The 21,676-nt window shown below is 44.8% G+C and carries 27 protein-coding genes; 5 read left to right on the top strand and 22 right to left on the bottom strand.

Translation table 11 applies throughout. The annotated features are described in order from the left end of the window. Positions 1 to 34 precede the first annotated feature (34 nt). The 7 genes from ypmT to MHB63_18010 all read right to left on the bottom strand — a co-directional run bounded on the left by ypmT (position 35) and on the right by MHB63_18010 (position 5,934). Positions 35 to 244 (bottom strand): protein YpmT, encoded by a 210-nt coding sequence (ypmT, locus tag MHB63_18040; protein ID MEK3808425.1) that lies wholly within the window; start codon positions 242 to 244, stop codon positions 35 to 37. Next, on the bottom strand, positions 241 to 1,362 hold the full coding sequence (locus MHB63_18035; GenBank protein MEK3808424.1) for a trypsin-like peptidase domain-containing protein: 1,122 nt from the start codon (positions 1,360 to 1,362) through the stop codon (positions 241 to 243). The genes ypmT and MHB63_18035 overlap by 4 nt, the downstream gene beginning before the upstream one ends. A gap of 13 nt (positions 1,363 to 1,375) precedes the next feature. Then, the gene (locus MHB63_18030; protein MEK3808423.1) at positions 1,376 to 2,548 is read right to left on the bottom strand and encodes an FxLYD domain-containing protein; all 1,173 of its coding nucleotides are present in this window, start codon (positions 2,546 to 2,548) and stop codon (positions 1,376 to 1,378) included. A 269-nt stretch (positions 2,549 to 2,817) separates the two neighbouring features. Continuing rightward, a complete protein-coding gene (locus tag MHB63_18025; GenBank protein ID MEK3808422.1) occupies positions 2,818 to 3,402 on the bottom strand; it encodes a YpmS family protein in 585 nt (194 codons plus the stop codon). A 15-nt stretch (positions 3,403 to 3,417) separates the two neighbouring features. Further along, complete coding sequence (locus MHB63_18020; GenBank protein MEK3808421.1) at positions 3,418 to 4,212, bottom strand: SGNH/GDSL hydrolase family protein; 795 nt, start codon at positions 4,210 to 4,212, stop codon at positions 3,418 to 3,420. 123 nt (positions 4,213 to 4,335) lie between these two features. Next, positions 4,336 to 4,908 carry an SCO family protein gene (locus MHB63_18015; GenBank protein MEK3808420.1) on the bottom strand — a complete coding sequence of 191 codons (573 nt, stop codon included), beginning with the start codon at positions 4,906 to 4,908 and terminating at the stop codon, positions 4,336 to 4,338. A gap of 69 nt (positions 4,909 to 4,977) precedes the next feature. Continuing rightward, positions 4,978 to 5,934, bottom strand: a complete 957-nt coding sequence (locus MHB63_18010; GenBank protein MEK3808419.1) for a nucleoside hydrolase — start codon at positions 5,932 to 5,934, stop codon at positions 4,978 to 4,980. Between the two features lie 120 nt (positions 5,935 to 6,054). Between MHB63_18010 and MHB63_18005 the strand changes: the two genes are divergently transcribed. Continuing rightward, positions 6,055 to 6,561, top strand: a complete 507-nt coding sequence (locus MHB63_18005; GenBank protein MEK3808418.1) for a PCYCGC motif-containing (lipo)protein — start codon at positions 6,055 to 6,057, stop codon at positions 6,559 to 6,561. Between the two features lie 72 nt (positions 6,562 to 6,633). Here MHB63_18005 and MHB63_18000 read toward each other — a convergent pair whose 3' ends face one another. The 4 genes from MHB63_18000 to ilvA form a co-directional block, all read right to left on the bottom strand. Next, positions 6,634 to 6,801, bottom strand: a complete 168-nt coding sequence (locus MHB63_18000; GenBank protein ID MEK3808417.1) for a hypothetical protein — start codon at positions 6,799 to 6,801, stop codon at positions 6,634 to 6,636. 109 nt (positions 6,802 to 6,910) lie between these two features. Continuing rightward, positions 6,911 to 7,753, bottom strand: coding sequence for a DegV family protein (locus MHB63_17995; protein MEK3808416.1), 843 nt, complete (start codon positions 7,751 to 7,753; stop codon positions 6,911 to 6,913). A 1,096-nt stretch (positions 7,754 to 8,849) separates the two neighbouring features. Beyond that, positions 8,850 to 9,101: a DUF2535 family protein gene (locus MHB63_17990; GenBank protein MEK3808415.1), complete on the bottom strand. Its 252-nt coding sequence runs from the start codon at positions 9,099 to 9,101 to the stop codon at positions 8,850 to 8,852. A 90-nt stretch (positions 9,102 to 9,191) separates the two neighbouring features. Next, the gene (gene ilvA, locus MHB63_17985; GenBank protein MEK3808414.1) at positions 9,192 to 10,460 is read right to left on the bottom strand and encodes a threonine ammonia-lyase IlvA; all 1,269 of its coding nucleotides are present in this window, start codon (positions 10,458 to 10,460) and stop codon (positions 9,192 to 9,194) included. A gap of 114 nt (positions 10,461 to 10,574) precedes the next feature. Between ilvA and MHB63_17980 the strand changes: the two genes are divergently transcribed. The 3 genes from MHB63_17980 (at position 10,575) to MHB63_17970 (ending at position 12,598) form a co-directional block, all read left to right on the top strand. Beyond that, positions 10,575 to 10,799, top strand: coding sequence for a hypothetical protein (locus tag MHB63_17980; GenBank protein MEK3808413.1), 225 nt, complete (start codon positions 10,575 to 10,577; stop codon positions 10,797 to 10,799). Positions 10,800 to 10,902: 103 nt separating this feature from the next. Continuing rightward, positions 10,903 to 11,973, top strand: a complete 1,071-nt coding sequence (locus MHB63_17975) for a sigma 54-interacting transcriptional regulator (protein MEK3808412.1) — start codon at positions 10,903 to 10,905, stop codon at positions 11,971 to 11,973. Next, entirely contained in the window at positions 11,957 to 12,598 is a 642-nt protein-coding gene (locus MHB63_17970) for a hemolysin III family protein (protein MEK3808411.1), read from the top strand. Before MHB63_17975 ends, MHB63_17970 begins: the two co-directional genes overlap by 17 nt. Before the next feature lie 21 nt (positions 12,599 to 12,619). Here MHB63_17970 and MHB63_17965 read toward each other — a convergent pair whose 3' ends face one another. The 4 genes from MHB63_17965 to MHB63_17950 all read right to left on the bottom strand — a co-directional run bounded on the left by MHB63_17965 (position 12,620) and on the right by MHB63_17950 (position 15,624). Further along, the gene (locus tag MHB63_17965; protein MEK3808410.1) at positions 12,620 to 13,345 is read right to left on the bottom strand and encodes a lysophospholipid acyltransferase family protein; all 726 of its coding nucleotides are present in this window, start codon (positions 13,343 to 13,345) and stop codon (positions 12,620 to 12,622) included. Between the two features lie 226 nt (positions 13,346 to 13,571). Next, the gene (locus MHB63_17960) at positions 13,572 to 14,063 is read right to left on the bottom strand and encodes a dihydrofolate reductase (protein MEK3808409.1); all 492 of its coding nucleotides are present in this window, start codon (positions 14,061 to 14,063) and stop codon (positions 13,572 to 13,574) included. Next, the gene (locus tag MHB63_17955; GenBank protein MEK3808408.1) at positions 14,060 to 14,854 is read right to left on the bottom strand and encodes a thymidylate synthase; all 795 of its coding nucleotides are present in this window, start codon (positions 14,852 to 14,854) and stop codon (positions 14,060 to 14,062) included. Before MHB63_17955 ends, MHB63_17960 begins: the two co-directional genes overlap by 4 nt. Positions 14,855 to 14,880: 26 nt before the next feature. Further along, complete coding sequence (locus MHB63_17950) at positions 14,881 to 15,624, bottom strand: toxin (GenBank protein ID MEK3808407.1); 744 nt, start codon at positions 15,622 to 15,624, stop codon at positions 14,881 to 14,883. 145 nt (positions 15,625 to 15,769) lie between these two features. Between MHB63_17950 and MHB63_17945 the strand changes: the two genes are divergently transcribed. Next, the gene (locus MHB63_17945) at positions 15,770 to 15,925 is read left to right on the top strand and encodes a hypothetical protein (protein MEK3808406.1); all 156 of its coding nucleotides are present in this window, start codon (positions 15,770 to 15,772) and stop codon (positions 15,923 to 15,925) included. A 46-nt stretch (positions 15,926 to 15,971) separates the two neighbouring features. On the opposite strand, the gene MHB63_17940 is transcribed toward MHB63_17945, so the two are convergent. The 7 genes from MHB63_17940 to ilvD all read right to left on the bottom strand — a co-directional run bounded on the left by MHB63_17940 (position 15,972) and on the right by ilvD (position 21,619). Then, the gene (locus tag MHB63_17940; protein ID MEK3808405.1) at positions 15,972 to 16,748 is read right to left on the bottom strand and encodes a TerC family protein; all 777 of its coding nucleotides are present in this window, start codon (positions 16,746 to 16,748) and stop codon (positions 15,972 to 15,974) included. A gap of 178 nt (positions 16,749 to 16,926) precedes the next feature. Further along, positions 16,927 to 17,451 carry a phosphatidylglycerophosphatase A gene (locus tag MHB63_17935; protein MEK3808404.1) on the bottom strand — a complete coding sequence of 175 codons (525 nt, stop codon included), beginning with the start codon at positions 17,449 to 17,451 and terminating at the stop codon, positions 16,927 to 16,929. Between the two features lie 16 nt (positions 17,452 to 17,467). Continuing rightward, on the bottom strand, positions 17,468 to 18,055 hold the full coding sequence (locus MHB63_17930; GenBank protein ID MEK3808403.1) for a YpjP family protein: 588 nt from the start codon (positions 18,053 to 18,055) through the stop codon (positions 17,468 to 17,470). 285 nt (positions 18,056 to 18,340) lie between these two features. Next, positions 18,341 to 18,466 (bottom strand): YuzL family protein, encoded by a 126-nt coding sequence (locus MHB63_17925; protein ID MEK3808402.1) that lies wholly within the window; start codon positions 18,464 to 18,466, stop codon positions 18,341 to 18,343. A 27-nt stretch (positions 18,467 to 18,493) separates the two neighbouring features. Then, on the bottom strand, positions 18,494 to 19,273 hold the full coding sequence (locus MHB63_17920) for a class I SAM-dependent methyltransferase (protein ID MEK3808401.1): 780 nt from the start codon (positions 19,271 to 19,273) through the stop codon (positions 18,494 to 18,496). A 124-nt stretch (positions 19,274 to 19,397) separates the two neighbouring features. After that, positions 19,398 to 19,832 carry a BrxA/BrxB family bacilliredoxin gene (locus tag MHB63_17915; protein ID MEK3808400.1) on the bottom strand — a complete coding sequence of 145 codons (435 nt, stop codon included), beginning with the start codon at positions 19,830 to 19,832 and terminating at the stop codon, positions 19,398 to 19,400. A 74-nt stretch (positions 19,833 to 19,906) separates the two neighbouring features. Beyond that, positions 19,907 to 21,619, bottom strand: coding sequence for a dihydroxy-acid dehydratase (ilvD, locus tag MHB63_17910; GenBank protein MEK3808399.1), 1,713 nt, complete (start codon positions 21,617 to 21,619; stop codon positions 19,907 to 19,909). Between the last annotated feature and the right edge of the window lie 57 nt (positions 21,620 to 21,676).

Below are 21,676 nucleotides of genomic sequence, written 5' to 3'. Positions count from 1 at the left end.
GCAAAAAGGAGGCTCACAGCCTCCTCTTTGTCCGTTAATTATTTTTCTGAGCTTTCTTTTTTTCATCCTTTAAATGAAGTGTATAAACCGAAGCACTTAGGAATACAGCACAGTACGATACGTTCATAAAAACTTCATTGTACTTTTCCTCTGCATAGGCAAAGTACGCCATTCCCCCGAAATACATAGAAATCATCAGCCCCGCTGCGCTGATCATCAAAAAAAGATCCTTCAACCTTTTCACCTCTTATCCTCTTTTATCTCCTGGTCAATAATTTTGGCCTGTTCGTTTTCGTAGGCCACTGTATAGGAAGCTTTTAACATCTGTTCCGAAGGCTTTCCGCCAGTTTTTGGCTGCACAGATATGTCTGCATGCACGATAATTTCCTCACCGGATGTTTCTGTTGTGATTGTCTCAATTGACATAGATGAAAAACGGTTAAACTGCTCTTTAAATACTTCATAGGTCAATTCTGACTGCAGTTCGCTTCCAAGCAGAGAATACGCCGTTACATAGTCGTGGAAGTCAAGACTCTCTATGTAATAGCTGACCAGATAATCGGCCGTTTCTGACTTTTTATTTTCACTCATTTCCCCTGAATCGTCAAGACCTGTATATGCAGGCAATGACTGCATCGGATTTTGCGCCCATGTTTTTGCGAGCGGCAAAATATCCTCAATCGGTATGCTGAAGCCAATTTCCCCTTCTTCCATTCTCGCAGAGTTCATGCCGATAACATGTCCGGTTTTACGGTCAATAAGAGGCCCTCCGCTGTTTCCCGGGGCAATAGGTGCCGATATTTGATGTACGCCTTTATACGTGTATGGAGGAAGATCAAAATCTCTGTTTGTTCCGCTGATAATACCCGTTGTTACCGTGTTTTGAAACCCTAAGGGACTTCCAAGAGCCAGAATTTCCTGTCCCAGTTCAGCATCAAATTTTTCTGCTATGCGTACCGGCTCTTGCCCTTTTAGCCCCTCCACTCTTACTAATGCAACATCTGTTTCAGTGCTGATGCCAATAACCTTCCCGTCGTAGCCTTTCGCATCCGTCGTTCTCACTTTGACTTCGTCTGTTCCGGCAACCACATGCGCATTTGTGAGAATGTCGCCTTCCTTGTTGAAAAGAAATCCTGACCCAACTGTTCCATCTTCAAGCTCAACCATTACTGTTTTTTTCTGCGTTTCCCTGATAATTTCCTTTAAATCAAGCTGCATTTCTTCCTTTTTTGATTCACGCAGAATAGAAGGTTCAGAAAAGATTTTTTCTGCAGCATCACTTTTAATATGAACATATCCTGCTGCCCCTGCTGAAAAGATAAGGAGTGACAGCGAAATGCTGATAATCCAATTCTTTTTCATATACGTTCCTTTCTTACTGGTGCTTAGATATCGTGTTTTGGCCTGCATGCCATGTCATGCGTTCAATTGCAAACGAAACCTTTTCTTTCACTCCATATGAGATATGTGAGTAATCAGCTTCTTCACCAGGCTTAAGTTCATTTGGAAACACATTTGTTTTCCCCTTTTCAATAAGAGTTCCTTCTTCATTCCTTACAGTAAAATAAATCGTAATGGACTGGACTGGAGCAGCTGAAATGTTTTTCACTTTCCCGGTAATATGTGCATCACCAAATTCGTCTTCTTCCACTGCGGGATTCGACGTTTTCAGGACTTTGTCTGTCCGTTCCTTCTCCTCATTTGCTGCCATGGCTATTTGTTTCAGCCTGTTCTGTTCAGCCTGTTCAAAATGGGTCCGCTCAGAAAGAATCTTCTCCTTTAAGGAAAGAAGTTTTTCATTGTCCCCGTCATATTGCAGGGCCTTATCTACAGACACAATGGCTGCATTAAATTGCTTTTCTTCAAGATTTTCTTCTGCAGCTGATGAACCGATCAGAACCATTTTGGCCTTTATCTGTTCTTTCACTTTACCTGCTTCAGCTGCATCTAAAACAGTCACTTCCTTGAGCTTTTCAGAAAGCTCCTCAATCGTGTGAACCGTTTCTATTTCTTTTTTCACTTCGGCCACTGTCACATTTCTGTCTGCCTGTTCAAGCTCAGATTTAAGTTTTGCATACAGAGGGGATGAATGTCCGCTGAACGTTTTTGACAGCACGGCTATTTGCTTTGCCGCCTGATCCAGATTTCCTTTTTGGATATGAGCATTGATCTGATGGAGGTCTTCTTTATGCTGAAGAACCCCGAGAATCAATTCTTTTTCCTGTTCGAGAATCCGGTAGTCTTCTCTGAGGGCAAGTCCTTTATCTGCAAAAACAAGTGCTTTCTCATACTCACCTGCAAGGGCTGTATCTTCAGCTTTTTGCTGATAGGCGATCACTTTTTCATTAATCGAAGCCTCATGCTTATCCGCTGCCGTAAGAAGCATCCAAACAAGCCCGATGCTTGCAGCTGGAAGAATAATCAGGGCACGCTTGGATATCCGGTAATGCTTCCATTCCTGCTCATTCATAAATACTTTTTTTCCGCAATATGGACAATAATTCGAAAGTAGATCTATTTCTTTTTCACCGCAATAATGACACTCCATGTCCGGCCTCCTTTTCTGAGTACAGACGCCTTATTTCGACTGGATCTCTATTAAGTATACATGGTTCGCTCTTTTCGCTCTACTTTCGTCCGTGCGTCGAAGCTTTATGATTGCAGGCCTATTTTCCTAATAACAAGGTACGTGGGACAGCTTCCTCCCCGTATATTCTTTCTATCACTGATGCGGTTGACCGAAGCTCAGCCTGACCGGTGTCAATTGACTCATTTTTTTCAAAATAAAAAGCACCGTATCCGCTTGAGGATACAGTGCTACTTTTCGAAGTCCGCCGGCACAAACAGCTTGAACCGGATATCATCATTTTTCAGATTAAATGATTCTGCCTTGGCCTTGAGATTGTTTTTTAACTTCAATTCAGTAATCTGGACAGTAACACTTTCCTGTTTAGGATCAATGTAAACATACTCAGGCAGCGGATATGTCTTTTTAATATAGCTCATAACATAAGGCACCGGAATGGGAAGCCTGCCGATAGAAAGACGTTCAACCTTTAACAGCATGTTGCCGTTCTCATTCACCTGCGGCTCAAATGAGAGCGTTAAATCAACATCTTTTCCAAAAGCCTTTACCGAGCCATACAGGTTTACTTTATCTTCAAGCAGAACCTTGTAATTCAGTTCCTCTGCTTTTGCTTCTTTCACCAGATAATAGTTAATCAGGCGGTTCAGGTCGTTCTTTGAAGAACTGACGGTAAGAGGAATCGTATCCCCGGCATTGAAATCTGCTGTTTCTGTTTTCGGCTGTTCTGCGGGCAAAAACGGAGATACGGCCAAAAACAGCAGAAATACCAGATTTAATGTGAGCAGTACGATAAATGCGAGTTTCCATTTTCCCATGTTCATCATCCAATCTTATTCTTTCTGTTCAGACAAACTTGAATAAACTCTGTCTGCAATTAATGAATACCCTGTTTCACTGGGGTGAAACTCATCTATATACAGCAGTTTGCCAAAAGACCTGGTTGCAAACAAATCTTCTGTCGGAACAAATATAGCATTTCCGTCCGCCATAATCATCTTGCTTGACGCCTGATTCCATTCCTCGATAATCGTATCAATCTCGCTCAGTTCAGGGAGCATGAATTTGAATGGGTTGTAAAGTCCCGTGTATACAATAACGGCATCCGGATTTGCGCTGCGGATTGTTTTTAAAATTTTTTCAAACCGCTTCTCAAAACGCGGCTGTTCTTCTCTGTACGGCTCCAGCTGTAGATCCATAATATGATTGCGGGTAACTTTCATGATATCATTTCCGCCGATTGTCATCAGAATGATGTCTGCTTCTCTCAGCTTTTCAATGACATCCCGTTTGCCAAGTACTTTTAACAAATCCGTTGTTTTATGTCCCCTGACGCCGAAGTTGGATACATCTACTGAAGAAACCTCTTCTTCAAGCTGCAGAAGATCGCTGACATCACCGACATATCCACCGTTATTATCTGCATCCCCAACGCCTGCTGTCAGTGAGTCTCCCACTGCCACCACGTTTAAATTGCTTTCGATAAAGTCAGAGGGGATAGGTTTCTTCATGAATGGGTCCTCGGCTGCTTCAGGTTTCATAGCCATATTAGCAGGCTTTGCAGAAAATACGTCACATCCGGCAAGCATGAGACACAATCCTGTCAGCACTAAAAACGATTTCCGCATGTTGTTATCCCCCTTTCCTCGTTCTTTTAGCCTATGATTATACCATGCTTTTGCTTACAGTTACAGCGTGGAAATCTGTACAACATGCCCTGCAAATGAAAAATACCCGCATTCGCGCGGGCATCAGTCATGAATTTTTTTAGCATCCCCGATGATTTCCTCATACGGCACATTCTCCACGCCGTCATAGTCCTTCATCACTTTTCCGTTTTGGTCTACTAAATAAAACACCGTTCCATGTATCACCTGATCTTGTCCTTCAGGCTTCTGAACAATCGTTTTAAAGCTGTTTTTCGCAAAAGCGTCTATGTCGCTCTGGTTATATCCGGTAAGGAAATCCCAGTTATCTAATGACAGCGGGTACCTGCCTGCATATTCCTTCAGTTTTTCAGGGGTGTCCACTTCGGGATCAACACTGAAGGAAACAAGCCTCACGTCATCAAGGCCCTCCGCTTTCAGCTGTTTCTGGAGTTCTGTCATATGGGCAGTCATTGGAGGACAAACGGTGTCACAGCTTGTAAAGATAAAATTCGCTACCCAGACGTCACCTTTCAGGTCACTCAGTCCAACTTTTTTCCCGTCCTGATTTGTATAGGAGAAATCTTCAATTTCATAATTGAGCGCCCCCTTAATGCCTCCGGATCCGCACCCGGTTAAGAGAGTAAGAGATACTATAAGACACAGCCATTTTTTCATCACGGGTTCACCTTTCCTTATCTTTCAATAAGGAAAGTGTATCAAAACATGCCTGGCATGAAAAGGATTTCATTCCTTTCTCATAATCTTTTGAAAATCAGACACAAATGCCCCGTAATCAAATTTAACGGCAATTCTGTGCACCGGGTAGTCTGCGAGCATTTTATACGGCCTGAAATCAGCGATGCTCTGGCCCCTGGCATACTCGGATTCTACGATTACCTTCACCGGTTTTTCAACATAGGTAATTTTATCTTCCCTGACTGCGCCCCAGAATGCCAGAAGATCGTGAAGCGGGCCGCCTGCGATATCCGGATTGTTTGTTTTATAAAAATTCGTATAGTAATCAATCATCGGTTTCAAGATCTGGCCAAACTGATTATTTGTGTCTTTGTAGAATTGATCCAGTTCCTGAATAACCTCATCCGGAATGATTGCGTAATTTGTAACATTCAGCGGGAAAATCGAGACCTTATTCGCAAGGGTCAAAACAAGATTGGCTGCTGAAGGATCGCCGTAGAAGTTTGCTTCTGCAACAGGTGTTACATTGCCGGGATATAAAAAGGCGCCGCCCATAATAATGATATCTTTCACCCTTCCGACAATGTTCGGAAATAAAACAAATGCCGTTGCCAGCGACGTAAGGCGTCCTACATTTACGATTGTGACATCATAGTTATATTGAGTGATCAATGATCGGATCATTTCAAAGTTTTCAAAATTGCCAACCGGAAATTCTCCTTCCGGTATGATGGGTCCCAGCCCCTGTTCGCCATGGATCTCCGGATAGTAGACAGGAATTTCTCCGGTAAGGGGCCTTGCTGCGCCTCCAATAAGCGGAATGTTTTCCGTTTTTGACAGCTTTGCCAAGTATTGCGCTGTTTTTAAAGCCGTCTGCTTGGAAACGTTCCCGTAGTCTGCCACAATGCCGATGATATCTGTATCGTCATCAAAATAACTGAACATCAGCGCCGTGATATCGTCCACTCCAAAATCGCCAAAAAACAGCACCTTCTTCGTTCCCATCTCTTCCCCCCTTTTTCTTACTGTATGAGAAGAAATTCAATATTTGTTCAAAAGTTTAGAAGTACCGCCTCTTCTGAAGTGTGTTAGAGTAAAGATAATCAAGTAAAGCAGGTGACCGAAATGAAAAAGAAAATCCCATTCTTCATGACCGCTTTTCTGTCATGTTCTCTTATTCTCTCAGGCTGTCAGGAATCTGCCGGCAACGAAAACCACGAAGACCACAGCAGTCATTCATCATTTAAAAACAGCGGAGACATCCGCGAGGAAACGCCTTCAGCGGAAGTTCTCCCTGCATTTCTGGATAAGCAGCCTGACGAAATCAAAACTCTTTATGCAGCGGCAGCCAGACATGAGGATCTGCTGAGTTATATGCCATGCTATTGCGGCTGCGGCGAATCCGCCGGGCACAAAGATAACGGGGACTGCTTTATTAATGAACGGAAAGAAGACGGCACTATTGTCTGGGACGACCACGGCACAAAATGCGGTGTGTGCCTGGAGATTGCCGCCAAAGCCATTATCGAACGCGAAAAAGGCACCTCTGTAAAAGAAGTGCGGCAAATGATTGATGAGCAATATAAGGAAGGGTATGCTGAGCCTACGGATACTAAACTGCCCGGAGTATAAGCAGAGGCAGCTCATATGTGAGACAAGACCCGGGAATCGTGATATTCCCGGGTCTTTTTGGGGTTGCGGAACCTAATTTGGAGGACCGTAAGAATTCATAGTTGAGCCTGAACCGGACAGAAACCCGGATTGCTCATCCTGTTTAGAATCCTCAGGAAGTGTCATTCCGGACCTTCTGCTGAAATAAATGGCAAGAGCCGACAGGATTAAAACCGGGGAAAGAATCAGCAGCCAAAGCATATTTGATTCACCTTCTTTCATTAGATTAATACTAATACGGATGTCCGGAGTTAAAGTTTCAGAATCTTCAAAAAAGGCGTATGATTGCTCATGCGCCTTTTCTCTTTATCTATTCAGCATAGTACATAAAACCAATAGCTCCTGGACCGGTGTGAGTTGAGATAACCGGCGTTGTGTAATGGACATCAATTGGATAGTCTGCGTTCATTTCATGCAGGGCATTTTTTAAATTGGTCGCAAGTGTCAGAGAATCCGCGTGCACGATTCCGACAGCTTTAACCGTTTTGTTTTTTACATCCTCTGCAAATTGTTTTGCAAGATACTTAACAATTTGTGAATGGCTTCGCACTTTTGTAACCGGTGTGTATACACCATCTGCCAGAGAGGCAATCGGCTTGATGTTCAGCAGGGATCCAATCATGGCTTTTCCTCTGCCGATACGGCCTCCTTTTACAAGGTTCTCAAGCGTGTCAACCGTTACAAATAGGCTTGTGTTGCGGCGGATTTCCTCCAACCGCTCAAGAATTTCTTCTTTAGAAGCCCCGTTCTGTGCCATCTTAGCAGCTTCAATGACCTGGAAGCTTAGCGCTCTTGAAATGAACATAGAATCAACAACGGTCACATCTGCATCCGTCATTCCGGCTGCACTCTCTGCAGAACGGACAGTCCCGCTCATACCGCCTGTCATGTGAATAGAGATGATGCTGCTTCCGTCAGATGCAAGCTTGTCGTACATCTCCACAAACTTCCCTGCAGGCGGCTGCGAGCTTTTTGGGAGCTCGTCCGCTTTTTTCATCTTTTCAATAAATTCAGCAGGCTGAATATCTACACGGTCAAGGTACGATTTTCCATCTATCACAATCGTCAGCGGAACAACGTTAATCTCATATTTCTCAAGAATGTCCTGACTCAAATCTCCGGTTGAATCAGTCACAATTTTCACTTTTGTCAACGGTATCACTTCCCTATTATTCTTGCTACCTTGTATTATACATTCAAATAAAGATGTTTCAATCGAAATCGCATACAAACTTATGGAAACTGCCAACTTTGCAGGCTTCAGACTTTTTACTGTACACAAAAGACTGTTTTTTCATCATACCAGTCTTTGTTTTTTCTGACAAATATCTGTATAAAATGAACTCTCGCAGCGCGATTCCATAGGCAGGTCCAGAGGGTTGATTACCTTCCCAGATTGTTTTACGGTTTGCGAGGGTACGATTTTCTCCGTAGCTTACCCTCTCAAATCGAGATTCGTTATCCGAGGGTAAGATTCGGGCATTTGCTTACCCTCCCAGATCGAGATTCGATATCCGAGGGTACGATTCGGGCATTTGCTTACCCTCCCAGATCGAGATTCGATATCCCAGGGTACGATTCGGGCATTTGCTTACCCTCCCAAATCGAGATTCGTTATCCCAGGGTACGATTCACTCATTTGCTTACCCTCCCAGATCGAGATTCGATATCCCAGGGTACGATTCGGGCATTTGCTTACCCTCCCAGATCGCGATTCGATATCCGAGGGTACGATTCGGGCATTTGCTTACCCTCCCAGATCGCGATTCGATATCCGAGGGTACGATTCGGGCATTTGCTTACCCTCCCAGATCGAGATTCGATATCCCAGGGTACGATTCAGGCATTTGCTTACCCTCCCAGATCGAGATTCGATATCCCAGGGTACGATTTACTCATTTGCTTACCCTCCCAGATCGAGATTCGATATCCCAGGGTACGATTCACTCATTTGCTTACCCTCCCAGATCGAGATTCGATATCCCAGGGTACGATTCGGGCATTTGCTTACCCTCTTAAATCGAGATTCGATATCCCAGGGCACGATTCCAGCATTTGCTTACCTTCCCAGATCGAGATTCGATACACGAGGGTACGATTCGAGCATTTACTTACTCTCTCAAATCGCTTCTCGGTTTCGCAGGGGAAGATTCACTAGCTTGCATGCCAAAAGAACAGCATCGCATGGCACACTCCTCTTCCCCCCAGGCAAAATGAAAGAGCGCATGCCCGGGGCATGCGCTCTTGTGCTATGCATTATGCTTTAATGTGACTGGCTGATAGATGGCTTCATAATCGGTCCATTTGACGGTTCTTTTTAAGTAGTCTTTAAATGAGTAAACAGCGTTTGGTTTCGGTTTTGCAGTAATCTTTGTCAGGAAGGACTGCAGACGGCTTTGAACGAGAAATCGGTATTGATTATCTTCCTCCAATACTGGAATATCTGTGATCTTTACCTTATGTCCATTTAACAGCTTGAACTCTAGGCTTTTGAATAACAAGTTATCAATCCTCTTTTTCACCCGTTTCTTATATTATACCCCAACGGCTTTAAGAAATCTGTCTAATTGTGTCAGGAAGGATGAAATTTTTCAGATGAAAAGATGGAACAGGCTGCTGTCTTTTTTCACTTCTGTGTACGGGAATCCTTTGCGGTTCATTCTTTCGATAAGGCCGCTGTAATCTTCCCTTTTTTTCAGTTCAATCCCTACAAATGCAGGGCCGCTGTCACGGTTGTTTTTCTTTGTATATTCAAATCTTGAAATGTCATCATCCGGGCCGAGGACTTCATCCAGAAATTCTCTGAGTGCGCCTGCACGCTGCGGGAAGTTGACAATAAAATAATGCTGCAGGCCTTCGTACATAAGCGACCGCTCTTTCATTTCCTGCATCCGTCCAATGTCGTTGTTCCCTCCGCTTACGATGCAGACAATGTTTTTTCCTTTAATCTGGTCACGGCAGAAGTCCAGGGCGGCAATCGGCAGGGCACCGGCAGGCTCCGCTACGATCGCATTTTCATTGTAGAGGCTGAGAATGGTCGTGCACACTTTGCCTTCCGGAACAAGAACCGTGTCATCCACAACGGACCTGCAGATGGAAAAATTGCTGTCTCCTACTCTTTTTACTGCAGCTCCGTCTACAAATTTATCAATTTTATCAAGCTCAACCACTTTGCCGGCTGAAATGGATTCCGCATATGACGGAGCTCCCTCCGGCTCAACGCCGATGATCTTCGTGCCTGGGGAAACCTGCTTAAAATAACTGCCGACGCCTGAGATCAGGCCGCCGCCCCCGATGCTCGCAAACACGTAGTCCATCTCAGCATCTGCGTCATTCAAAATTTCAAGGGCAATCGTACCCTGTCCTGCTATCACGTCGAGATCGTCAAACGGATGGATGAAGGATCTTCCTTCGGCCTCGCTGCACTCTCTCGCTTTTTTGTAAGAATCATCAAACGTGTCGCCTGTGAGAATGATTTCAATGTGCCCGCGGCCAAAAAGCTCCACCTGTGAAACCTTCTGCCTCGGCGTGGTTGACGGCATAAAGATTTTGCCGTGAATGTTCAGCTGTTTGCAGGAATAGGCAACGCCCTGTGCATGATTCCCGGCGCTTGCACAAACAATACCGTTAGCCGTTTCCTGTTCTGAGAGCTGCTTGATCTTGTTGTATGCCCCTCTTAATTTAAATGATCGGACAATCTGAAGGTCTTCTCTTTTCAAATAAACGCTGCACTCATATTTTTCAGAAAGACGCTCGTCTTTTTGGAGAGGCGTGTGGACGATTACATCCTTTAACAAATGGTGCGCCTTTAGGATGTCAGCCACATGAAGTGCGGGTTCAAGATTCATCATTTGTTTCATTCGGAAAATCCTTTCTGCATCTGGAGTTTAATTGAAATATTATATCATGAATATTCAAAATTAAAAGTTATTATTAAAAAATTCACACAATTATTTAACATTGGAGGGTTTATGATGGAATTTGAACTGAAATCAGCAGGCAGTGCCATTCCCTGCCTGGTCACAGCAGACGCAGATAACGGCCGGTATATGATCCGGAAAGAGGATACGAGCGGGGAAGTATTTAACTCCGTGCAGGAACTGAAAGAGTGGATCAGGCTGAACTGGACGGAATCTCAATTTGAAAATCCGAAGCAGTTTACATACATGCTTGAAAATCTTAAAACGCTGGAGCAATAGCTTGCATTTTTATTAATATTCTGTAAAGATGTTTTTATTGGTTCCATTTAGTTGCATTTGGGTGTTATAATGAAACCAATTAGAACATTCGAGGAGCAAACATATGACACTTGAAAAATTAATCGGCGAACACCCCCTGTTTATTGAAAAAAAATCACTTGCCAAAAAAATGGCTGCGGCTGATCTGCCTGTCATGCTTGAAGGCCCCGTAGGAAGCGGCAAGCAAACATTTGCACACGCAATTCACCTGGCTTCTGAAAGATCTGCCCGCCCTTTCGCTTCTGTTAACTGCAGTACATATTCTGAAGCTGCTCTTTATGAAGAGCTTTTCGGCTCAGATCAAAGGAGCGGTCTGATCGAATCTGCAGATGGAGGAACTGTTTTCCTTCATGAAATCTCAGGTTTAAGCCTGGACCTTCAGGCTCAGCTTCTGAGAGTCCTTCAGACAAAGCAAACAAAAAGAACAGGGTCTTCACCTTCCGTTCCGTCAGACATGCGGATCATTGTTTCTTCTTCTCAGGATTTAAAAGCTCTTGTAGAAAATGGAACTCTTCGTCAGGATTTTTATTATCATGTGAATGTGCTCAGACTGACGCTTCCTCCATTAAGCGAGCGAAAGACGGACATCCCGCTTCTCTCTGCATTTTTTATAAAGGAAAGAGGGCATGAGGTGCGCATTGATAAGACGGTCAGTGAAATTCTTTTGGGTTATTCATGGCCCGGCAATATTCTTGAACTCAGAAACACGATGGACTACTTGCTTACGGTTTGCGACGGCAGATCCATTCAGCTGCATGATCTTCCGAAGGATCCCTTTCTTTCAAAGGAGACGGAAAGCAAAAAAGAACCCAAGAAGACAAAAGATAAGCCCTTAACGATGATGGATAAGCAGGAATACCTGTTTATTCTCGAGTCGATCCGGGATTCAAATGAAGACGGGGACCCTGCCAGCAGGAGAACCATCTCCGACAGCAGCAAACAGACAAAAAACCCGCTTACACCTCAGCAGGTCAGGCACAGACTGGATTTTCTTGAAAGAAATGAGTATGTGACAAAGGGCCGCGGGCGCGCGGGCACTAAAATAACGCTTGAAGGCCTTGATTTTCTTCAGTCACTGAGTCAGAACCTTGAAACGATTCAAAAGGAGGCAGCTAAAGATGGAATACTCGATTAAAGAAGAAATTGCAAATGCGATCACCCATGGAATCGGTGTGCTTCTAAGCATCCCGGCTCTCGTTTACCTGATTATCTTTGCCGCTAAATACGGAGATGCGTGGCACGTTGTCAGCTTTTCCATTTTTGGGGCAACGATGATCCTGCTTTACTTGTTCTCTACCCTTCTCCATGCCATTCCGCACAGAAAGGCAAAGGATGTCTTTGAAATACTGGATCACTCGGCCATCTATCTGCTGATCGCCGGAACGTATACTCCGTTTCTTCTTGTTCCTCTCCGTGGAGCGCTTGGATTTACGCTGCTCGGCATTGTATGGGGTCTTGCGATTGCAGGCATCGTGCTGAAGATCTTTTTTGTAAAGCGATTTATCATCCTTTCAACACTTGCATACATTCTGATGGGCTGGCTGATCATTGTTGCGATTAAGCCTTTATATGCCTATTTAAGCCCTGAAGGCTTCGGACTGCTGCTGGCAGGAGGTCTGCTCTATACAATCGGCGCTGTCTTCTACGTATGGAGGAAGATCCCCTACCACCATGCAATCTGGCACGGATTTGTTCTTGCAGGCAGTGCCGCTATGTTCTTCTGTGTTTTGTTTTATGTCACAGATGTACCGTTCATTTAAATTTCCGTTCAAAAAAAACACTCAGGAGGGATTCCTGAGTGTTTTTGCAATGGTCTGCCTTAGTTCTTCAGCCGTTGTTTTTAAGTCACGGCCTGTATAGTCCTCGGCCTGAACCGGCTTGCAGACAATGACTTTGACTTGGGACGGCTTAAATCTCCATCCGCCCTGTTTTTCCATAATGTCATACGTTCCGTCAATCGCAACCGGCACAATCGGAACCCCCGCTCCTGCAGCCATTCGGAGAGCACCTGTTTTAAATTCGGCCAGATCGTCCCCTTTGCTTCTTGTTCCCTCCGGAAAAATAATCAGGGAGTGGCCCTCTTTCAGTTTTTCGCTTCCTTCTTTCAAAGACAGCAGAGCCTGGCGTTTATTTTTGCGGTCAACAAAAATACAGTTCATGACTTCCATCCATTTTGGAAGAAGGGGCAGTTTTTTCACCTCTGTTTTCGAGAGAAATCCTGCCGGTTTTTTAAGCGAACTCATTAAAACCGGTATATCAAAATTGCTTTGATGGTTGCTCACAATGAGGACGGGACCGTCGGGCATGTTATGTTCTCCTTCTACCTTCACCTTAGAACCTGAAGATCTGATTAACGATGCTGCCCAGTTTTTAGGGAGTGTGTGCGCCGCTTCGTCTCTTTTTTCGACGGAAAGGCGCGGGTCAAGCTTTTTCACACGGCTGAGTTCCGGCAGGCTGCAGATTAGATAGCCAATCCCGTACAAAACCGTCACTAACATTCTGATCATTTGATTGTTCCTCCTGATGTCCCAATAAGAAGCCTCCCTATTATACGGGAGGCTTTTTTCACTGTTATTGAAATTATAACGAATTAAAGTCTGTGTATAACAACAACAAAGTTATCTTCGTCCTGCTCCAGCGCCTAGATCCTCTGTCAGAACAAATCCGTCAAAAAAGTCAAACCCGGACTTTTCCGCCGGATTCTTATCTGCCTATCGGAGCGGGCCTTGGCGCTTACGCTTTTGATGTTTCATAAATAATAAATTCATAATCATACGGATTCTTCTCGTCTTTTGGCCCTTTTTCACGGCTGATGACACGGTAATTTTCTTCTTTAAATTCCGGGAAAAATGTATCGCCTTCAAACGTATCATGAATCTTCGTTATATACAGCCTGTCTGCAAGGTGCAGGCATTCTTTGAAGATTTCTGCTCCGCCGATGATGAACAGATTCTTCTCATTAAGTGACTGATCACCTAGCACATCACCCAGCTCATGAATGACCTTTGTGCCTTCCTGAGAATACTGTCTATTCCGTGTCAGAATGATATTTTCTCTTCCCGGAAGAGGTTTGCCGATTGATTCAAAGGTTTTCCGCCCCATCAGGACCGGATGTCCGAGCGTCACCTTTTTAAAGTAGGCGAGGTCTGCGGGTATTCGCCACGGCAGATCATTGTTGCGTCCGATGAGATGATTTTCATCCATTGCGACAATCATCGAAATCATACGCTGACAGCCCCTTTAATATGCGGATGAGGTTCATAGTCTTGAAGTGTGAAATCTTCAAATGTAAAATCAAAGATCGATTTCACGTCCGGATTGAGCTTCATTTTCGGCAGCTTTCTGACATCGCGCGTCAGCTGCAGATCGACCTGTTCAAGGTGATTTTTGTAGATATGAACATCCCCGAAGGTATGAACAAATTCACCCAGCTCCAGGTCCGTCACATGGGCCACCATCATCGTCAGCAGCGCGTATGAGGCAATGTTGAACGGTACGCCGAGGAAGACATCAGCTGACCGCTGATAAAGCTGGCACGATAGCTTTCCGTCGTTTACATAAAACTGAAAAAAACAGTGGCATGGCGGCAGTGCCATCTTGTCGACATCTGCCGGGTTCCACGCGCTCACGATCAGCCGTCTTGAATCAGGGTTGGTTTTAATCTGATCAATCAGCTTTGCAATCTGATCCACTGTTTCCCCGTCTGCACCTTCCCACGAGCGCCATTGGCGTCCGTAAACAGGGCCGAGTTCGCCATTTTCATCAGCCCACTCGTTCCAGATGCGCACTCCGTTATCCTGAAGATACTTTACGTTCGTATCTCCCCTCAAAAACCAGATCAATTCGTGAATAATGGATTTTAAGTGAAGCTTTTTCGTTGTCAGAAGAGGGAATCCTTCGCTTAGGTCGAATCTCATTTGGTAACCGAACGTACTGATTGTTCCGGTGCCTGTCCGGTCTTCTTTCACCGTTCCATTTGAAAGAACATGCTTGCATAAATCCAAATATTGCTTCATTTAAAGACACTTCCTTCGTTTTCATACTAGTGATAATTGTATCGGAAGTCTGTCCCGTTTTCTACCGTTGATTTATAAAGATTTGCGATAAACTGATGAGAAAGCGGCGCCATTTCTTTCAGCTTTATTCTTGTCTCCCTGCTGTGATAATACATCGCAAAGATCTCGGCAAAATATTCTTCCGGAAACCTTGTGAAATAGGTTTGGTCAGAAAACAGCATGCCGGCTTCTTTTTTCCATATATTCAAATAAAGCGGATTGCTTCTGACCCGGGAGAAAACGTTGAGATCTGCAGCATGGGCAAATTCGTGCAGTTCAAGTGACACCGATCCATGTCCCATACCGTATTCGCTCATGCCGATCTTCACGTACACTCTGTTATCCTCTGTCATGCCCGGAACACTTTCCCAGCCTGTTTCTTCACTGCGCCCCTTTGGCGTTAATCCATCCAGATGCTTAAGCCCTTTTTCTTCGGTCAATTTCCCTTCGAACAGCTTAATGACCACACCTTGCTCCTTTGCAGCATTGAGAATGGCAGGATGGATATGATGAAGGTTTTTCAGCATCTTTTCTGCTTCCTGCTCCTTGATGCTTTGTTCCGGCAAATAGACCATTTCGTTCAGCGGGGAGCCTGCAGGTATCGCTGATGTTTCCAGAATAAGAGGATGTTCTTTCAGAAGCTGACCGGAGGGGATACTTACGGATGGATAGGAATAGAAGGCAAACGCTGCTGTAATGGAGAGGCTTGCCAAAATAAGATATCGTTTCATCACATATGTATACCTCCTTTATCCGTTCTATATCCTTATGAAAATAGTAACATATTGAATACACCCTTCCCATATTCTCTGTCCTGTCACTTTTACGGCAATTCCGCCATATGATGGAAATTATCATGGAAATTAGGTGATCTTGATGAGGATGCTAATAAACCGGAGAATTCCATACAGAGAAAGGCAGCAGCTGACAGAAGAAGTCATTGAAGTCATGACGTTAAAGAGCTACATGGTCCTTGACGGTCTTACTTCGATTGGATTGATTGCGCTGTTTTCAATGCTCTTTTTGGGATAAAAACCAAATAAAAAAGCCGCACGAATGCAGCTTTTCACTTTGAAGATTATAAGCCAGTGCTGTTGCTGTGGCTTGATTTTTTGCGGAAATAGTTTAGAGCGAATGTACCTGCAAACATCACAAGGATGATAACGAAGAATACAGAGTGCTCGATATGAATATGTGCTACAGCCAGACCCATTTTAACTGCAATCAGAGCAATAAGAATGTAGGCTGTTGTTTCAAGCTCAGGTACTTTGTCAATCAGTTTCAGGAATACGCCAGCAACTCCTCGCATCATAAGTACGCCAAAAATTCCTCCGAGAAGAAGAACCCATGGTTGTTCGCTGACGCCGAATGCCGCAAGAACGCTGTCTACAGAAAACGCAATATCCATTAATTCTACTGCCACAACTGTACCCCAGAACGTACCGAAAAGACGGATAAGAATGCCGTTTTTGTTGATGCCGCCGTGCTCTTCATCACCTTCGGCATTTTCTTTTCGTTTATCCAAGAAATATTTAACTGCAAGCCATGCAAGATAGGCCGCACCTAATATTTTTACCCACCATAGTTTGATCAGGAATACCCCGACGCCAATGGCGATGAAGCGGAAGACGTATGCTCCAAGCAAACCGTAAAATAAAGCTTTTTTGCGCTGTTCTTCAGGCAAATGTCTAACCATAACTGCTAGTACTAATGCGTTATCTGCTGATAATAGACCTTCGAGAATGACCAGTGTTCCAATAAGTCCCCAGGAAACTGGATCTGTAAGTACTTTGCCCCACATTTCCCAATCAAAAAAAAGTGCGTACGTGTCAAGCATTGCTTGCAAAATTGACATCTACCATTTCCTCCTAAACTTCACATTAACTTTTTCATTATACTGAAAAATAGATTGCTTGTTAAGTATTTTCACCTTTCTTCATGAAAAAGACACTTTTAAGCAGTCTGCCTAACTTAATACGGATGAGCCCGGAAAAGGTTTCAAAAAAAATATGCACCTAAGAGGTGCACATTTTTTATACTGTGGCTTTTGCATCGCGGCCGTCCGCTATGTCCCGTGCTCTATGAGCCATCCGGCTTGCTGCGGCTGCGGCAAGTGCGGCCACAAGATCATCGAGAAAGGTATTGACGCGGTTTCCGCCATGTTCATCAAGCGCTTTAATAATGCCGAACTTTTCTTTGTCCAGATATCCGAAATTGGTCAAGCCTATGGAGCCGTACACATTCACGATGGAAAGCGGAATGATTTCATCGATGCCGTAGAGCGGTTCGTCCGTTTCAACAAGATGCTGAAGCGGCTGCGGCAGCAGATTCTGCTCCGCCAGCTGATCCAGCGCCAGCCCCGTGAGGACGGCATGGACAATTTCCCTCTTGTTCAGAACTCTCTCTACGTTTTCAACACAATCTTCAAGTGTAATATCAGGGATATATTTCTTCTGCAGCGTCATGACGATCTCTGCGATATCCGTCAGCGCCACGCCCCTGTCATACAGCATTTCTTTTGTTGTTTTCACCATTTCATCAATCGTGTATTTGCCCACTAGACATTGCACCCCTTTAATGTGTCATCCAGTTTGGAGGCATATTCTGATTCCAGTAGATGCTTCCAAGTTCGTGATGCTTCTGAAAAGAATCATGGTGCGTGTGGTAATGAAAGTTAAACCAGTATCCCTGCTTTGGAGGGTGGTCGCGGCGAACGTGAAATCTTAAGATGTCCTCACCGGTTTCTTTGTTATACAGGTGAAAGATTTTTTCGCCTTTTCCATCAGCAGGTTTTTTGGAAATCACTAAATCCCTGATGTCCTCATCCGAATAGTCTTCAGCATACTCCCTGATGGCTTCTTCCATTTTCGGAAGAATGATCTGCCTGAATTCATCCTCGATTTTCATTCCGATTTTGTCTCCGAATTTCTGAAAAGACTGGTTTTCCGCCGCTTCTAAAAAAGAGGAAATGTACTCTTCTTTGGACGGAACCTGCCAGTAAGCGGTTTCATCAGCATATACGGGTTTTGGCGGTGCATTTAATTTAACGGAAGAATCTTCAGATGAGCGGTCCTCAACTGTCAGGGCTGCCGGAGGCGCAACCATTCCGAAGGTTGCAATAGTGAATAAGATGACAAGCGTTTTACGCATCCATTTGTTCATCATGCCGTGTCTTCCTCCAAGTCTTCCTATAATACTATTATTCTATCATAAATAAATTCTTTATTTATAGAATTTTTTTGAAAAAGCGACCTTCTAATGGTTTTAAATCCAAATGAAAACGTTTAAACTAAAGGAGAAGCTGGAAATAAAAACCTAGAGTGTTTGGAGTGAATCAGAATGGAATCCGTCTTTATTATTGCATCATTCGTGACACTGGCTTATTTTATTTTCACTGAAATTACGGACTGAAAAAAGCTCATGGCATCTGCCATGAGCTTTTTCGTTTTAACGCTTTTGCTTTTTGGATGCAGAAGATTGTTTTCTTCCTGCTTCTGAAGCCGTTGTTCCCTGTCCTTCAGTTTCAGTTGAACCAAGCTGTGATTTAGATGGATCGCTTTTATGTTTTGACATTGGATGAGCACCTCCTCATCCTATTTTTCACAGATCTTTTGTTTCTATCACACCATAATGAAATTTAGCTGATTTTCTTTTAAAAACACGAAAGCCGAGCTCGTCAAATGACGGGCTTTTCCAATGATCCTTTAAAACAACCCTATTTGCGGCAACCCGTTTGGCTTCCTTTATCGTGTCTTCCGTAATTGGAGAATACTCGCTCAGCGACCTCAATCGTCCGATCCCATCAGATTCTGTGATTGCTTCTTCAAACATGGGATCGAAGTAAACGACATCGAAAGAATTTGCATCCAGTCCCTTCAGCAGATCAAGATGATTCCCGCTTTTGACTTGTATTCTCCGCATGCAGTCATCAAACTCATCCACTCCCGTTTCCCACGTTTCAAGTCCTTTTTCTACGAGATATGCTACGAGCGGATTCGCTTCTGCTGCTGTTACGTTCCCTTTTGATCCGACTGCATAGCTTGCTGTGATGCTGTCAGAGCCAAGACCAAGCGTGCAATCCAAAAACGTGTCACCCGGTTTCAGGTCAGCTGCTACAATAAGGGGATCATGCTCTCCTTTTTGAAGCCTCTTGAGTCTGAACATGGCTGAATTGGGATGAAAGAAAAACGGCTCCGCTCCTCCTCTTTTATGCCATTCCAGCCTGTTCTTTCCGACCACGAGCACATCTCCGTGCTCTTCTGACAGCGTCTGTACGGACTGTTTCTTCCGGCTGATATAAGCTGCCTTCAGGTCATTTGCTATTCCTTCTGCAAGCCGGATCATCGAAGGATTCGTCCTTCCGGCGGTTGTGACAATCACAGGCTTTCACCTCCCATTTAAAGCGCGGCGGCCCGTTTCTTCTGGACAGGACCCCTTGGATTGCAGATGCGCCATTTTCAAGTCATGACAAAGGGATGCCTGCTTCCAGGCATCCCGATAATCCTTATTTAGCTGAGTCAAAGGCACTGATAAGATTTTCCATAATGTTCTCGATCGTATTTCCTTCGATTTCATGACGAGGGATAAAGTGAACAACTTTATCTCCCTTTAAAAGCGCCATTGAGGGAGAAGATGGTTCGTACCCTTCAAAGTAGCCTCTCATTGCAGCCGTAGCTTCTTTGTCCTGCCCTGCAAACACCGTCACAAGGTGGTCCGGCGCATTTTCAGCCTGCATAACCGCCTGAGTTGCAGCCGGTCTTGCAAGTCCTGCTGCACAGCCGCAGACAGAGTTGACTACTACAAGAGTCGTGCCTTGTGCCTTCTCCATAAACGCTTTCACATCTTCTTCAGCCGTTAATTCCTGAAACCCTGCATTTGTCAGCTCTGCACGCATTGGTTTCACCATTTGACGCATGTATTCTTCATATGCCATTGACATTTGTCATTCCTCCTAAGCCTTCGCATGTAGTAAAAGAATACTACAGGTGGAATGACAATTCAACAGACGGGCCCTCAGCGGGTTTTGGCAGGTTCTTTTGCCTCTTCAAATGCATCTGTCACCGCACCCTGTGATGCACAGGAAACGGTTCTTGCATATTTGCCGAGGACACCGCGGTTTCTGAGAGGAGGAGCGCTCCATGAACCTTTTCTTTCAGCAAGCTCTTCATCCGACACATGCAGATGAAGTTCACGCTTATCGCTGTCAACCGTAATAAGATCACCATTTTTCACAAGGGCAATCGGTCCGCCGACCTGTGCTTCAGGCGTAATGTGCCCGACTACAAGACCATGAGTCCCGCCGGAAAAGCGGCCATCTGTCAGCAGTGCTACGCTCTCTCCAAGGCCTTTGCCGACAATGATGGATGACAGGGACAGCATCTCAGGCATACCCGGTCCCCCTTTAGGGCCCTCATAGCGGATAATCAGCACATCACCTGCGGTCACTTCGTTTGACATCACAGCTTCTGTCGCTTCAATCTCTGTATCAAATACCTTTGCAGGCCCTGTCATTTTCGTTACTTTCAGGCCGGAAACTTTTGCAACCGCCCCGCTTGGCGATAAGTTCCCTTTCAGAATCACAAGCGGCCCGTCTTTTCTCAATGCCTGCTCCAGAGGATAGATGACGTCCTGTCCTTCTCTCAGGCCTTCCATTTCGCGCAGGTTTTCTTCTACTGTTTTTCCTGTAACTGTCAGACAGTCGCCGTGCAGAAGCCCTTCTTCAAGTAGAAGCTTCATAACAGCAGGTACTCCGCCTGCTTCGTGCAGATCCTGCATGACATATTTTCCGCTCGGCTTCAGATCTGCGATATGAGGCACTTTGCGCTGCAGACGCTCAAAATCCTCAAGCGATAGTTCTACATTGATTGAATGGGCAATGGCCATGAGATGAAGAATGGCATTTGTTGATCCTCCAAGCGCCATCACGACCGTAATCGCATTTTCAAATGCTTTTTTCGTCATGATGTCTTTCGGGTAAATATCCTGCTCAAGCATCCGGTATACGGCCTGTCCAGCCTCATAGCAGTCATTTTGCTTCATTTCTGTTTCAGCCGGGTTTGAAGAGCTGCCCGGCAGACTCATTCCCATCGCTTCGATTGCAGATGCCATCGTATTCGCCGTGTACATGCCTCCGCAAGAACCTGCGCCAGGGCATGCATGACATTCGATTTGGTGCAGACCGTCTTTGTCGATGTCTCCGTTGTTGAATTTTCCGACGCCTTCAAACGCAGATACAATGTCAATATCTTTATCATTTAAGCGGCCCGGTTTAATCGTGCCCCCATATACGAATACCGCCGGCACTTCAGCGCGTGCGATGGCAATCATGCATCCGGGCATGTTTTTATCACAGCCCCCGATGGCAACAAATGCATCGAGATTTTCAGCTCCGACTACCGTTTCAATAGAGTCCGCAATCACGTCGCGGCTCGGCAGTGAATAGCGCATGCCTTCTGTTCCCATTGAAATGCCGTCAGAAACCGTAATTGTGCCGAAAATCATGCCTGCGCCGCCTGCAGTGTTTACGCCTTTTTTAGCCAGCTGGGCAAGTTTATCAATATGTATATTACATGGAGTTACTTCGCTCCATGTAGAGGCGATGCCGATCATCGGTTTCTGGAAATCTTCATCTTTCAACCCAACCGCACGAAGCATGGCACGATTCGGCATTCGTTTCATATCGTCGCTGATTACTTTACTCTTGATTCTCAAATCTTTTTTGCTCACTTACATCACCCCGTTAAATTGGTATTGTTATATACTATAGTCCGAATTCTGCCGTAT

Origin of the sequence: Bacillus sp. FSL H8-0547, from assembly GCA_038002745.1 — a bacterium.
Taxonomy (GTDB): Bacteria; Bacillota; Bacilli; order Bacillales; family Bacillaceae; genus Bacillus_P.
The sequence above is the reverse complement of the archived record's forward strand: the minus strand, read 5'-3'. Positions and strand labels throughout refer to the sequence as shown.